Below are 12238 nucleotides of genomic sequence, written 5' to 3' on the forward strand. Positions count from 1 at the left end.
CGGTTGCACAAAGTTGCAACATGATAGATATTCCTGTTACGCAATTACGATGATAACCGAGCAACAGGAGTAGATGGCATGGGCACCACCACCATGGGGGTTAAGCTGGATGACGCAACGCGTGAGCGCATTAAGAGTGCGGCGACACGGATCGACCGCACCCCTCACTGGCTCATAAAGCAGGCGATTTTTAACTATCTGGAAAAGCTGGAAAACGATGAAGTCCTGCCTGAGCTGCCTGCGCTGCTGTCGGGTGCCGCGAACGAGAGCGATGAATCAGCCCAGCCAGCGGAAGAGATCCACCAGCCGTTCCTCGAATTCGCCGAGCAGATCCTGCCGCAATCCGTAACCCGTGCGGCGATCACCGCCGCCTGGCGCCGCAGCGAAACCGACGCCGTGCCGATGCTGATGGAGCAGGCCCGCCTGCCGCAGCCGATTGCTGAACAGGCGCATCAACTGGCCTGGAAGCTGGCGGAAAAGCTGCGCAACCAGAAAACCGCCAGCGGCCGTGCCGGTATGGTACAGAGCCTGCTGCAGGAGTTTTCCCTCTCTTCTCAGGAAGGCGTGGCGCTGATGTGCCTCGCGGAAGCGCTGCTGCGTATTCCTGATAAAGCTACCCGCGATGCCCTTATCCGCGACAAAATCAGCAACGGTAACTGGCAGTCGCACATTGGCCGCAGCCCGTCACTGTTCGTCAACGCCGCCACCTGGGGGCTGCTGTTTACCGGCAAACTGGTCTCTACCCACAATGAAACCAGCCTGTCGCGCTCGCTGAACCGCATTATCGGTAAGAGCGGTGAGCCGCTGGTGCGTAAAGGCGTGGACATGGCGATGCGCCTGATGGGCGAGCAGTTCGTCACCGGCGAAACCATCGCCGAAGCGCTGGCCAACGCCCGTAAGCTCGAAGAAAAAGGCTTCCGCTACTCCTACGATATGCTCGGCGAAGCCGCGCTGACCGCCGCCGATGCGCAGGCCTATATGGTCTCTTATCAGCAGGCGATTCACGCCATTGGCAAAGCCTCCAACGGGCGCGGCATTTATGAAGGCCCGGGGATCTCCATCAAGCTCTCTGCCCTGCACCCGCGCTACAGCCGCGCGCAGTACGACCGCGTGATGGACGAACTCTATCCGCGCCTGAAATCACTGACCCTGCTGGCGCGCCAGTACGACATCGGCATTAACATCGACGCCGAAGAGGCCGATCGTTTAGAGATCTCCCTCGATCTGCTGGAAAAACTGTGCTTTGAGCCAGAGCTGGCGGGCTGGAACGGGATTGGCTTCGTGATTCAGGCCTACCAGAAGCGCTGCCCGTTCGTTATCGACTACCTGATTGACCTCGCCACCCGCAGCCGTCGCCGCCTGATGATCCGTCTGGTGAAAGGCGCCTACTGGGATAGCGAAATCAAACGCGCGCAGATGGACGGCCTCGAAGGCTATCCGGTGTACACCCGCAAGGTGTACACCGACGTCTCTTATCTTGCCTGCGCGAAAAAACTGCTCGGTGTGCCGAACCTGATCTACCCACAGTTCGCCACCCACAACGCCCACACCCTGGCGGCGATTTATCAACTGGCAGGCAATAACTACTACCCGGGCCAATATGAGTTCCAGTGCCTGCACGGCATGGGCGAACCGCTGTACGAGCAGGTGGTAGGTAAAGTGGCGGAAGGCAAGCTAAACCGTCCTTGCCGTATTTATGCGCCGGTAGGCACCCACGAAACGCTGCTGGCCTATCTGGTGCGTCGTCTGCTGGAAAACGGCGCCAACACCTCGTTCGTTAACCGTATCGCCGACAGCAGCCTGCCGCTGGATGAGCTGGTTGCCGACCCGGTGCTGGCGGTTGAGAAGATGGCGCTGCAGGAAGGCGCATCCGGCCTGCCGCATCCGAAGATCCCACTGCCGCGTGACCTCTATGGTAAAGGCCGCGTCAACTCCGCCGGTCTGGATATCGCCAACGAACACCGTCTGGCCTCCCTCTCCTCGTCGCTGCTCAACAGCGCGCTGCATAAGTGGACGGCGAAGCCGATGCTGGAGCATCCAGTTGCCGATGGCGATATGGTGCCGGTGGTTAACCCGGCTGAGCCAAAAGACGTGGTGGGCTATGTCCGTGAAGCGACGTCCAGCGAAGTGGAACAGGCGCTGGACAGCGCGATGAACAATGCGCCAATCTGGTTCGCCACCCCACCGCAGGAACGTGCCGCGATTCTGGAACGCGCCGCTGTGCTGATGGAAGATCAGATGCAGCCGCTGATGGGGATCCTGGTGCGTGAAGCCGGGAAAACCTTCAGCAATGCCATTGCCGAAGTGCGTGAAGCGGTCGACTTCCTCCACTACTACGCCGGTCAGGTTCGTGACGATTTCGATAACGAAACCCACCGCCCACTGGGCCCGGTAGTTTGTATCAGCCCGTGGAACTTCCCGCTGGCTATCTTTATGGGTCAGGTTGCCGCCGCCCTTGCTGCCGGTAACAGCGTGCTGGCCAAACCGGCCGAGCAGACCCCGCTGATTGCCGCACAGGGTATCGCCCTGCTGCTGGAAGCGGGCGTTCCGGCAGGCGTGGTGCAGTTGCTGCCGGGCCGCGGTGAAACCGTCGGCGCACAGCTGACCGGTGATGCTCGCGTGCGCGGCGTAATGTTTACCGGGTCTACCGATGTTGCGACCCTGCTGCAACGCAATATCGCCACCCGTCTTGATGCTCAGGGCCGCCCAACGCCGCTGGTCGCCGAAACCGGCGGCATGAACGCGATGATTGTCGACTCCTCCGCGCTCACCGAGCAGGTGGTGGTTGACGTGGTGGCCTCGGCCTTCGATAGCGCGGGCCAGCGCTGCTCGGCGCTGCGTGTTCTCTGCCTGCAGGACGATATCGCCGACCACACGCTGACCATGCTGCGCGGCGCCATGGCAGAGTGCCGGATGGGCAACCCTGGCCGTCTGACCACCGATATCGGGCCGGTGATTGATGCCGAAGCGAAAGCCGGTATCGAACACCATATCCAGACCCTGCGCGCCAAAGGCCGTACCGTCTTCCAGGCCGCACACGAGAACGCCGAAGACAGCCGCGAATGGCAGAGCGGCACCTTTATTCCGCCAACGCTGATAGAGCTAGACAGCTTTGACGAACTGAAAAAAGAGGTCTTCGGCCCGGTGCTGCACGTAGTGCGCTACAGCCGTAACCAGCTGGATTCGCTGGTCGAACAGATTAATGCCTCCGGCTACGGTCTGACCCTCGGCGTGCATACCCGTATTGATGAAACCATCGCTCAGGTGACTGGCAGTGCGAAGGTCGGCAACCTGTACGTCAACCGTAATATGGTCGGCGCGGTCGTGGGCGTACAGCCGTTCGGCGGTGAAGGCCTCTCCGGCACCGGTCCGAAAGCGGGCGGCCCGATGTACCTGTACCGTCTGCTGGCAAGCCGCCCGGAAACGGCGCTGGCGAAAACGCTGGCGCGTCAGGATGCCGGTCAGGTCGTCGATACTCAGTTGAAAACGCTGCTGGAAAAACCGCTCACCGAGCTGCAAAGCTGGATGGCTGGTCGTCCGGAACAGCTGGCGCAGAGCAAGCGATATAGTGAACTGGCGCAGGCTGGTACCCAGCGCGTACTGCCGGGACCAACCGGCGAGCGCAACACCTGGACGCTGGTGCCGCGTGAGCGGGTGCTGTGCGTGGCCGATAATGAGTCGGATCTGCTGACGCAGCTCTCGGCGGTGATGGCGGTCGGCAGCGAAGTGCTGTGGCAGGATGCGCCGCTCCAGCGTGAACTGGTGAAATCGCTGCCGAAAGCGGTGAGCGAGCGTATCCACTTTGCGAAACCGGAAACGCTGATGAACGCGTTCTTCGATGCGGTGATTTACCACGGTGATTCCGACCAGCTGCGCGAACTCTGCGAGCAGGTGGCGGCGCGCGACGGGGCGATTGTTTCGGTGCAGGGCTTTGCCCGCGGCGAAACCAATCTGCTGCTGGAGCGGTTGTACCATGAGCGTTCGCTCAGCGTGAACACCGCCGCAGCGGGCGGGAACGCTAGCCTGATGACGATTGGTTAAGAGGTTCAAACCCGGCGATTGCCGGGTTTTTTCTTTGGGTGCCGCCCCGGGGTTGCATACGCCCGCCGGGGAGTCCACCGACTAAAAAACAGATTTCGTCGTCCACACCCGACTACGCCAGCGCCGGTACATCAGCATCGCCCGCAGCCCTTCATCTATGATGTACGCCACCCAAACCCCCACCAGCCCCATCCCGAACGAAATACCCAGCAGGTAGGAAAACGGCAGGCTGACAATCCACATCACGATAATCCCGCAGATAAACGGAAAGCGAACGTCGCCGGTCGCGTTCAGGCTGCTGATAACGATGATATTGGTCGCGCGCCCCAGTTCGAGCAAAATCGACAGCATAAACAGCTTTTTGGTCAGGGCGATAATCTCCTGATTAGGGGTAAAGAGCTGCATAATCGGCTCGGCAAGCAGGTAGATAACCACGCTGATGGACAAGGCCACCATCAGCCCCAGCCGCCAGCTTTTAATCCCCTGGCGGTACGCCGCGTCTATCTCTCTCGCCCCCACCGCGCGGCCGATAATAATCTGCGAGGCCTGGCCGATGGACATGGCAAACAGCGCAACAAATTGGCTGATCGTTGAGGCATACACCTTGGTCGTCAGCGCCTCGGTGCCCAGAAAGGCGATAATCGCCGTTACCACCAGCTGCGACCCCGCGTAGGAGAGGTTCTCCCCCGCCGACGGCAGGCCATAGCGTAAAATGGCCCCTAGCATCTTACGCGAGCACTGCTTCAGCTTCTGCCAACGGAATACATAGCCGATGTATTTTTTCAGCATCCACGCCGACATCAGCATGCCGATAACGTTGGCAATACACACCGCAATCCCCACGCCGGTGACCCCAAGGTCGAGAAAGCTCAGCTTGCCGTAGAGGAAGAGATAGTTGAACACCACGTTAATTACGCTGACCGTGATCGGCACCAGCATCGCCTGGCGGACATAGCCGTGGGTGCGCAGAATCGGCAAAATGGACGAATAGAGGGCGATAACCACCGAAATACCGCCAATAATGCGGATAAACGGCGACCCCACGACCACCAGCGCCTCGCTGAGCCCCAGCATGCGCAGAAACGCATCGCCGAACAGGATAAAGATAAGGCTCATCGCCACGCCAATGAGAAAAGCCACCACCAGCCCGTTAGTGATCACCCGCTCAACGCGCTTAAACCGCTTCGCGCCAATCAGTTGCGCTACCACAATCTGCACGCCGACGGTCAAAAAACCGTAAAAGATAACCGAAATCGCCAGTATCTGGTTGGCGACCCCGGTGGCGGCAACGGCTTCGTCGGAATAGTGCCCCAGCATAAAAACGCTAACGTATCCAAGCATCAGCCGTAACAGTTGCTCCACAAAAATCGGCCACGCCAGCGTGAAAAGCTTCAACCGAGGCTGAACGTTGGTGCCGGACATCACTGTCATCTCCCTTTCCTCTCCCATGCGAATGCGCGATCATCAACCTTCTACACCAAAGGCGTCCAGTCGATCGTTGCGCCACCTTTCAAATTCGGAAAAACGAACGGTGGTTGGAGGAGATTCGGGGGTAAAATCGTGTTATATCCTGAGCCTAAGCGCCGTATGAATAATCTGGAGAGTCAACCGATGAAACGTCTCTTACCCGCCTTCGCCCTGCTGCTGACCAGCGGTTATGCCCTGGCGGACGAATGTGCCGATGCCACCACGCAGGCGGATTTGAATACCTGCTCCGCCGCGCAGTATCAGGCGGCCGATAAAAAGCTCAATCAAACCTGGCAGGATGTACTAAAGCGCGCGGAGCCCGCGCAGCGAGATTTACTGAAGAAAGCCCAGTCGGCGTGGATTACGCTGCGGGACGCAGACTGCGCGTTTATCAGCTCGAGTAGCCACGGCGGCAGCGCGCAACCGATGGTGAACAGCCAGTGCCTGACCGACAAAACCAACGAGCGCGAAGCGTTTCTCTCGTCGCTGTTACAGTGTGAAGAGGGCGACCTGAGCTGCCCTCTACCGCCCGCCAGCTAACGCACACGAATACCGTCGATGATGATCCGCTGGACGTTATCGACGGTCTGCTGAAAGAAGGTTTCATCGCGCAGGGTTTTTCCGGTCACCGCTTCCACCTGGGTGGCGAAATCGGCGTAGTGTTGGGTCGTCGCCCAGATCATAAAGATCAGATGATGCGGGTCGATAGGCGCGAGCTTCCCAGCCTGAACCCAGGCAGCAATAATCGCCGATTTATCCGCGACCAGCGCTTTCAGGTCACCGGTCAGCTCATCCATCACCAGCGGCGCACCTTGCAGCATCTCCAGACAAAACAGCTTAGAGGCCTGCGGGTAGTCGCGCGAGACTTCCAGCTTGAGGCGGATATACTCTTTAATCGCCACCAGCGGCGCCAGATCTTCACGAAATGCCTTCAGCGGCGCCAGCCAGATATCGAGGATCTGCTGCATCACGGCCACGTAAAGCGCCTCTTTTGATGGGAAGTAGTAAAGCAGATTGGTTTTCGACACCCCGGCCAGCTCCGCAACCTGTTCAAGGCGCGTGCCGTGGATCCCGTATTGTGAAAAGGTATTTAGCGCGGCGGTAAGGATGGCCTGCTTTTTCGCACTCACGGCCTGCGAACGTTTGCCACCTTTCTTTACTGCATCCTGAGCCATGCGCCCTCTCCTTGTTATTTACGGCATCAATGCCTATTTTGCGGGTTACGGCCAGAAAAAGAAACCGCCGGATTATCCGGCGGTTAGGAGAGAGGCAGACATTTCACGCACCGCTAGCTGTTGCGGTGGCTGCCATGGCTGTTTTTCCCGCCTTTTTTGCCCGCTTCCGAGGCGCGTTGGGGATCGTTCTTGAAGTTCCCGCCGCTGTGTTGGCCGCCCTTACGACCTGCTTCTGATGCTCTTTCACGGTCTTCGGCAAAATTGCCGGAACCGCCACGATGGTTTGCCATTACTGACCTCCGGTTGAGAGAACGACATAGTGCATTACGTAATTCAAAGCGCGTTCACCCGCCGTACTGCACGGGTAGTAATAAGGTTAGCCGTCGCAGCGGCAGCGCAGGCGAATTGGTCACATTTTGTCATATCTGCCTGCCGTTTTTGCCGGGCGGACGTCTTACGGTTGCGTAATTGACTCTTATGGTGGAGGAAAGCCGGTCAGATAAAAGTGTGTCAGCGTACGTCAAAGCGCGCAGAGGCGGCAAAAAATCATGCCACAAAGGCGCGGATAAATTGCCGAATCGTTGCAGCGAATCCGTCATTAGCGACTATGCTTAAACATGCTTGTTAGGTAACCGACGAATTTGACACAGGAGAGTTAAGATGAGTGGAAATGCAAGTGTTCTGGTGCTCTATTATTCTATGTACGGACACATCGAAACAATGGCTAAAGCGGTAGCCGAAGGCGCCAATAAGGTCGACGGCGTTGACGTCACCATCAAGCGCGTACCAGAAACAATGCAAGCAGAAGCCTTTGCCAAAGCAGGCGGCAAAGCGCAGGCGGTTCCTGTCGCCACCCCACAAGAACTGGCTGATTACGACGCCATTATCTTCGGTACCCCTACCCGATTCGGCAATATGGCCGGGCAAATGCGCACCTTCCTCGACCAGACCGGCGGCCTATGGGCGTCCGGCGCGCTGTACGGCAAACTGGCCAGCGTCTTTAGCTCAACCGGCACCGGCGGCGGTCAGGAACAGACCATTACCTCAACCTGGACGACCCTCGCCCACCACGGTATGTTAATTGTGCCGATTGGCTACGCAGCCCAGGAGCTGTTTGATGTTTCTCAGGTTCGCGGCGGCACGCCATACGGTGCGACCACTATCGCTGGCGGAGACGGTTCACGCCAGCCAAGCCAGGAAGAGCTGTCCATCGCCCGTTATCAGGGTGAATACGTGGCAGGCCTGGCCGTCAAAATGAAAGGCTAATGATTTAAGGGAGAAGCGATATGCCGACACAAGAAGGCAAGGCTCATCATATTGGTGAATGGGCCAGTCTGCGCAACACGTCGCCCGAAATCGCCGAAGCGATTTTTGAGCTGGCGAAATATGATGAAAAGACGGCAGAAAAAATCTGGGAAGAAGGCAGCGATGCCGTTCTCGAACTGGCCTTCAGCAAAACGGACAAAGACGCGCTCTTCTGGGGCGAACAAACCATCGAACGTAAAAACGTGTGATGTGCTAAACCCGGCGTTGGCATAAATGCCTCGGCCGGGCTACCACACCCTGTCATTCGTAGCCCGGCCGAGCATCGCGACGCCGGGTTTGTTTTTTATATCGCCACCCGCCGCTGCCAGCGTTTCGCCACCCTTTCCAGTCCAAAGCACAGCAGATAATAGACCACGCCGATAAAGACAAATATCGCCGTCGGGTAGATCTGTACGCGGTTATTTACCTGACCCGCCACCGTGGTTAGCTCAGGCACGTTAACGATAAACGCCAGCGAGGTGTCCTTGAGCAGGCTGATAAAGATCCCCACCAGAGAAGGCAGCACGTTACGCAGCGTCTGCGGCAGCAGAATCAACCGCAGGCTCTGTCCGGCGCTAAAGCCCTGGGTCAGCGCCGCTTCATACTGCCCGCCAGGCAGCGCGCGCAGCCCGGCCAGCACCGAATGCATGACCGAAGCGGCGGTAAACCACGCCAGCGCCAGGGTCACCGTCACCGCGCCCGGCAGGTCGCTCCCGGTCAGCATGGGCAGCAGATACCACAGCCAGAAGATAACGAAGATCAGCGGAATACCACGTATCACCTCCGCCCACAGGTAAAGCAAACGCCGGGTCATGCCGGAGAATCGCCACGCCGCGCAGGCCAGCAGAATACCGCCTGGCAACGCCAGCGCGCCGGCGCCTATCGCCATCATCAGCGTCAGCGCTACGCCACCGGGTTCACCGTCGGCCAGCCGCCCCCACAATAGATAGTCGAGGTTGTCGTAAATTACCGCCAGATTAGCGTTCATTTGCTACCCCTCCCGTGACGCCCGCCGCCGTTTTCCGCACGCGCTTAGGCTGCCCTACCGGTTTGGGTCCCAGACGGCTCAACGCTAGCCCCAGCGCCACGCCGGTCAGCAGATAGAGCACGGTGCCCACCGCAAAAGCTTCCAGCGCATGGGCGTTATAGCTTTCGATTTGCCGCACCTGGTAAGTCAGCTCGGCAAAACCAATGCCGCTCGCCAGCGACGAGAGCTTCATCAGGTTCAGATACTGCCCCACCACCGGCTGCCAGGCGTTAGCCAGCCCCTGCGGCAGCAAAATATGTCGCAGCAATCCAGCGGTGGAAAACCCCTGAGCCAGCGCCGCTTCACGCTGACCGTTCGGCACGCTTTGCAGCCCCGCCGCCACTTCCTCAATTAAAAATGCCGAAGTAAAGACGCCAAGACCCCAGGCCGAGCACAGAAACTCCGGCGTCAGCCACCAGACGTTACCGGGGAGAATCGACCAGTCGTGCGGGTCGTTGACAAAATCCCGCAGCCCCTGCGGCAGAAAGTTCCACGCCGCAAAGTACCAGAACAGCAACTGCACCAGCAGCGGCGTATTGCGAAACAGCGACACCCAGCAGGCGGTGATCCCCTGCCCCAGACGCCCTCCGGCGAGGCGCAGCAATAAGAACAGCGCCGCCAGCGCGCTTGCCAGCACAATTCCGGCAAGCGATACCCACAGCGTGGTGAGAAAGCCCGAGATAATCCATTGCAGAGGCTGCCCGCTGAGCACCCCCTGCCAGTCAAAATTCACCATCACGCCGTCTGCTCCTGATGCAGCGGGTCCAGCACCTTCTGCAGAAAACGTCGTGCACGCGGATGCTGTGGGCGACCAAAGAACGCCGCCGGAGGCGCCACCTCCAGCACATCACCGCCGTCGATAAACACCACCCGGTCAGCAATTTCGCGGGCAAACTGCATTTCGTGGGTCACCACAATCATGGTGATCCCGCTGTGCGCCAGCGACTGCATGACGTGCAGCACTTCGCCGATCATCTCCGGATCCAGCGCCGAGGTCGGTTCGTCAAACAGGATGATTTGCGGCGAGGAGGCCAGCGCACGGGCAATCGCCACGCGTTGCTGTTGGCCGCCGGAGAGCTGTGAAGGCATTGCATCTGCCTTTTCCGCAAGCCCAACCTTTTGCAGCAACTCCAGCGCGCGCTGCTGGGCCTCGTTACGCTTCCAGCCGTGAACCGACTCCAGCGCTAGCATAATGTTTTGCGCCGCCGTCAGATGGGCATAAAGATTGAACTGCTGGAAGACGAAGCCGATTCGGCTGCGCAGCTGGCGCAGCGCCCGGCCGCTTAGCTGGCTGGTTGGCTTATCGTCAATCAGGATTTCACCGCCGCTGAGACTTTCCAGCTGGTTTATCAGGCGAATCAGCGTTGATTTCCCCGAACCCGAAGGCCCAAGAATCGCCACCACTTCGCCGGGATTAATCGTCAAATCGATGCCGTTCAGCACCCGATGACTGCCATATTCTTTCACTGCCTGTCGGAACGTCACGCTGGCATTCTGCAGATGTGAAAAATCCGCGGACTTCGCCGCGGAACGAGAAAGTAAAGCCGACAACATATTATTTTGCTTCTATGGTGAAGGAACGCGGCTGCGGCGCTTTGGTGGAAGGGCCAAACCAGACATCGTAGATTTTTGCCGCATCGCCCGATTTCTCCAGCGCCACCAGCTCATCGTTCACCGCTTTCAGCAGCGCCGGTTCACCTTTTTTCACACCCACGCCGATCTCTTCTTTACTGAGCAAGTCCGGCAGGATTTTGAATTTGGCTTTATCCGGCGCTTCACCTAGCAGGCCTGCCAGAATGGTGCTGTCCTGGGTAATCGCCTGCACGTTGCCGTTACGCAATGCGGTCAGCGCCAGCGGAATATCATCATAGGAGAGCACGCGCGCCTGCGGGAAGCGCTGATGCAGCGTCTGCTCGCCGGTAGTGCCTTTCACCGCGCCGATGCGCGCTTTGCTGTAATCGTCGAGCTTATCGCCGCCGGTCGCTGGCACCAGGAACTGCTGGCCGGTAACGAAGTATGGGGTAGAGAAGTCGATAACCTGTGCGCGTTCTGGAGTAATGGTGATGTCAGCGACAATCAAATCCGCCTTGCCGGATTGCAGAAGTGGAATTCGGTTAGCCGGGTTGGTCGCCACCAGTTCCAGCTTTACGCCCAGCGATTTGGCCAGCGCTTTGGCGAAATCCACATCGTAGCCCACCAGTTCGTGCGTTTTTGCATCCACGGAACCAAACGGCGGGTTGGCATCAAAGGTCGCCACTTTGACCACGCCTTTCGCTTTGATATCCGCCAACTGATCGGCCTGCGCGGTGAAAGTGGTCAAGCCGGTAGCCACCAGGCCAGTGATAAGTGCGAGCTGTGCAACTGTCTGTTTTGTCTTTGCCATAATCTTTCTGGATACCCCTGTTTTTGTATTGTCTTTTTACGCTCCCACACTGCCCTCAGCGGAACAAATAACGATTCGCTATGCTTTATAACCAAATATCATTTGGCGAAAGTAATTGTTATCTAAAGGTAAAATTTGATGAGTAACGCCAGATATCGCAAATGCTTTGCATAATTTCATCTTTCCATTGGCGTGGTTTCACTGCTGAAATGGTCGGAAAAAAAACCGCAACATTAAGAAGGTCTTAATACGTAAACAGTTATGATTTCATAGAGTCATTGTTTCCCATCGTTACCAACAGACACAACAATCCGCGAGCATCAAGGCTGACTGGCAACCTATCATTACCCCGACAAAAATCAGGGGGTTTCTCCTCCGTTGCCTGGCGCTTCGGCGTCAATTTGAATGCTTTATGGATGACTACAATGAAAAAATTTACCCGCACCGCTTTACTGGTTGCCACCCTTGCTGGCGCGACCTTCGCCGCTCAGGCTGCTGATACCACCGCTGCCCCAGCGCCAGCTCAGGACCCTATCGTTCAGCATCTGAAGCTAACCGATGCTCAGGTGTCCAAAATGAAAACCCTGCACCAGCAGCTGGAGAAAAACGTTCAGGCTATCTCCATGAAGGATGTTAAAGACGGCATGATCATCGACATGATCCAGTCCGGCAAATGGGATGAAGCGGGCGTGAACAAACAGCTGGCGGCGTTCAGCAAGGTTGACCAGCAGGTTCGCTACTACAAAGTGAAATACTACTTTGACTTAAGCCAGGTGCTGACCGCTGAACAGCGCAAGCAGGTCCAAAACGATCTGGCTCAGGCAGCAGCGGAGTAAGCAA

At 58.0% G+C, this 12238-nt stretch carries 12 protein-coding genes; 5 read left to right on the forward strand and 7 right to left on the reverse strand.

From position 1 onward, the window contains the following. Window positions 1–78: 78 nt before the first annotated feature. Window positions 79–4041, forward strand: coding sequence for a trifunctional transcriptional regulator/proline dehydrogenase/L-glutamate gamma-semialdehyde dehydrogenase (putA, locus tag V6940_RS09815; protein WP_333495710.1), 3963 nt, complete (start codon window positions 79–81; stop codon window positions 4039–4041). 81 nt (window positions 4042–4122) lie between these two features. Here putA and V6940_RS09820 read toward each other — a convergent pair whose 3' ends face one another. After that, entirely contained in the window at window positions 4123–5472 is a 1350-nt protein-coding gene (locus V6940_RS09820) for an MATE family efflux transporter (protein ID WP_333495711.1), read from the reverse strand. 180 nt (window positions 5473–5652) lie between these two features. On the opposite strand from V6940_RS09820, the gene V6940_RS09825 reads away from it, so the two are divergent. Continuing rightward, entirely contained in the window at window positions 5653–6048 is a 396-nt protein-coding gene (locus V6940_RS09825) for a lysozyme inhibitor LprI family protein (protein ID WP_333495712.1), read from the forward strand. Here V6940_RS09825 and rutR read toward each other — a convergent pair. Both rutR and V6940_RS09835 read right to left on the reverse strand, forming a co-directional pair. Further along, window positions 6045–6683, reverse strand: a complete 639-nt coding sequence (rutR, locus tag V6940_RS09830) for an HTH-type transcriptional regulator RutR (protein ID WP_185666465.1) — start codon at window positions 6681–6683, stop codon at window positions 6045–6047. The genes V6940_RS09825 and rutR overlap by 4 nt on opposite strands. A 113-nt stretch (window positions 6684–6796) precedes the next feature. Then, window positions 6797–6973 (reverse strand): general stress protein, encoded by a 177-nt coding sequence (locus V6940_RS09835; protein ID WP_185666466.1) that lies wholly within the window; start codon window positions 6971–6973, stop codon window positions 6797–6799. Between the two features lie 370 nt (window positions 6974–7343). Between V6940_RS09835 and wrbA the strand changes: the two genes are divergently transcribed. Next, window positions 7344–7949, forward strand: a complete 606-nt coding sequence (gene wrbA, locus V6940_RS09840; RefSeq protein WP_333495713.1) for an NAD(P)H:quinone oxidoreductase — start codon at window positions 7344–7346, stop codon at window positions 7947–7949. Window positions 7950–7969: 20 nt separating this feature from the next. Then, complete coding sequence (locus tag V6940_RS09845) at window positions 7970–8197, forward strand: YccJ family protein (protein WP_185666467.1); 228 nt, start codon at window positions 7970–7972, stop codon at window positions 8195–8197. A 95-nt stretch (window positions 8198–8292) separates the two neighbouring features. Here the strand turns inward: V6940_RS09845 and V6940_RS09850 are convergent, their stop codons facing one another. From V6940_RS09850 to V6940_RS09865, 4 genes are read right to left on the reverse strand one after another with little or no spacing between them, the layout of a single operon-like run. After that, window positions 8293–8976: an amino acid ABC transporter permease gene (locus V6940_RS09850; RefSeq protein WP_333495714.1), complete on the reverse strand. Its 684-nt coding sequence runs from the start codon at window positions 8974–8976 to the stop codon at window positions 8293–8295. Beyond that, on the reverse strand, window positions 8966–9751 hold the full coding sequence (locus V6940_RS09855) for an amino acid ABC transporter permease (protein ID WP_333495912.1): 786 nt from the start codon (window positions 9749–9751) through the stop codon (window positions 8966–8968). Before V6940_RS09855 ends, V6940_RS09850 begins: the two co-directional genes overlap by 11 nt. Next, window positions 9751–10569, reverse strand: a complete 819-nt coding sequence (locus tag V6940_RS09860) for an amino acid ABC transporter ATP-binding protein (RefSeq protein ID WP_333495715.1) — start codon at window positions 10567–10569, stop codon at window positions 9751–9753. The genes V6940_RS09855 and V6940_RS09860 overlap by 1 nt, the downstream gene beginning before the upstream one ends. Before the next feature lies 1 nt (window position 10570). Then, on the reverse strand, window positions 10571–11398 hold the full coding sequence (locus V6940_RS09865; RefSeq protein WP_333495716.1) for an ABC transporter substrate-binding protein: 828 nt from the start codon (window positions 11396–11398) through the stop codon (window positions 10571–10573). Window positions 11399–11823: 425 nt separating this feature from the next. On the opposite strand from V6940_RS09865, the gene V6940_RS09870 reads away from it, so the two are divergent. Beyond that, window positions 11824–12234 (forward strand): Spy/CpxP family protein refolding chaperone, encoded by a 411-nt coding sequence (locus V6940_RS09870; protein WP_185666471.1) that lies wholly within the window; start codon window positions 11824–11826, stop codon window positions 12232–12234. The last annotated feature ends 4 nt before the right edge of the window (window positions 12235–12238 follow it).

The sequence above is a fragment of the Kluyvera sp. CHPC 1.251 genome (assembly GCF_036759945.1).
Lineage (GTDB): Bacteria > Pseudomonadota > Gammaproteobacteria > Enterobacterales > Enterobacteriaceae > Kluyvera > Kluyvera sichuanensis.

Coding starts and splice junctions, on each gene's coding strand:
- V6940_RS09860 (WP_333495715.1), bottom strand. CDS start 10,569: ATGTTGTCGGCTTTACTTTCTCGTTCCGCGGCGAAGTCCGCGGATTTT.
- V6940_RS09855 (WP_333495912.1), bottom strand. CDS start 9,751: ATGGTGAATTTTGACTGGCAGGGGGTGCTCAGCGGGCAGCCTCTGCAA.
- V6940_RS09850 (WP_333495714.1), bottom strand. CDS start 8,976: ATGAACGCTAATCTGGCGGTAATTTACGACAACCTCGACTATCTATTG.
- V6940_RS09835 (WP_185666466.1), bottom strand. CDS start 6,973: ATGGCAAACCATCGTGGCGGTTCCGGCAATTTTGCCGAAGACCGTGAA.
- V6940_RS09870 (WP_185666471.1), top strand. CDS start 11,824: ATGAAAAAATTTACCCGCACCGCTTTACTGGTTGCCACCCTTGCTGGC.
- V6940_RS09865 (WP_333495716.1), bottom strand. CDS start 11,398: ATGGCAAAGACAAAACAGACAGTTGCACAGCTCGCACTTATCACTGGC.
- putA (WP_333495710.1), top strand. CDS start 79: ATGGGCACCACCACCATGGGGGTTAAGCTGGATGACGCAACGCGTGAG.
- V6940_RS09845 (WP_185666467.1), top strand. CDS start 7,970: ATGCCGACACAAGAAGGCAAGGCTCATCATATTGGTGAATGGGCCAGT.
- wrbA (WP_333495713.1), top strand. CDS start 7,344: ATGAGTGGAAATGCAAGTGTTCTGGTGCTCTATTATTCTATGTACGGA.
- V6940_RS09825 (WP_333495712.1), top strand. CDS start 5,653: ATGAAACGTCTCTTACCCGCCTTCGCCCTGCTGCTGACCAGCGGTTAT.
- rutR (WP_185666465.1), bottom strand. CDS start 6,683: ATGGCTCAGGATGCAGTAAAGAAAGGTGGCAAACGTTCGCAGGCCGTG.
- V6940_RS09820 (WP_333495711.1), bottom strand. CDS start 5,472: ATGACAGTGATGTCCGGCACCAACGTTCAGCCTCGGTTGAAGCTTTTC.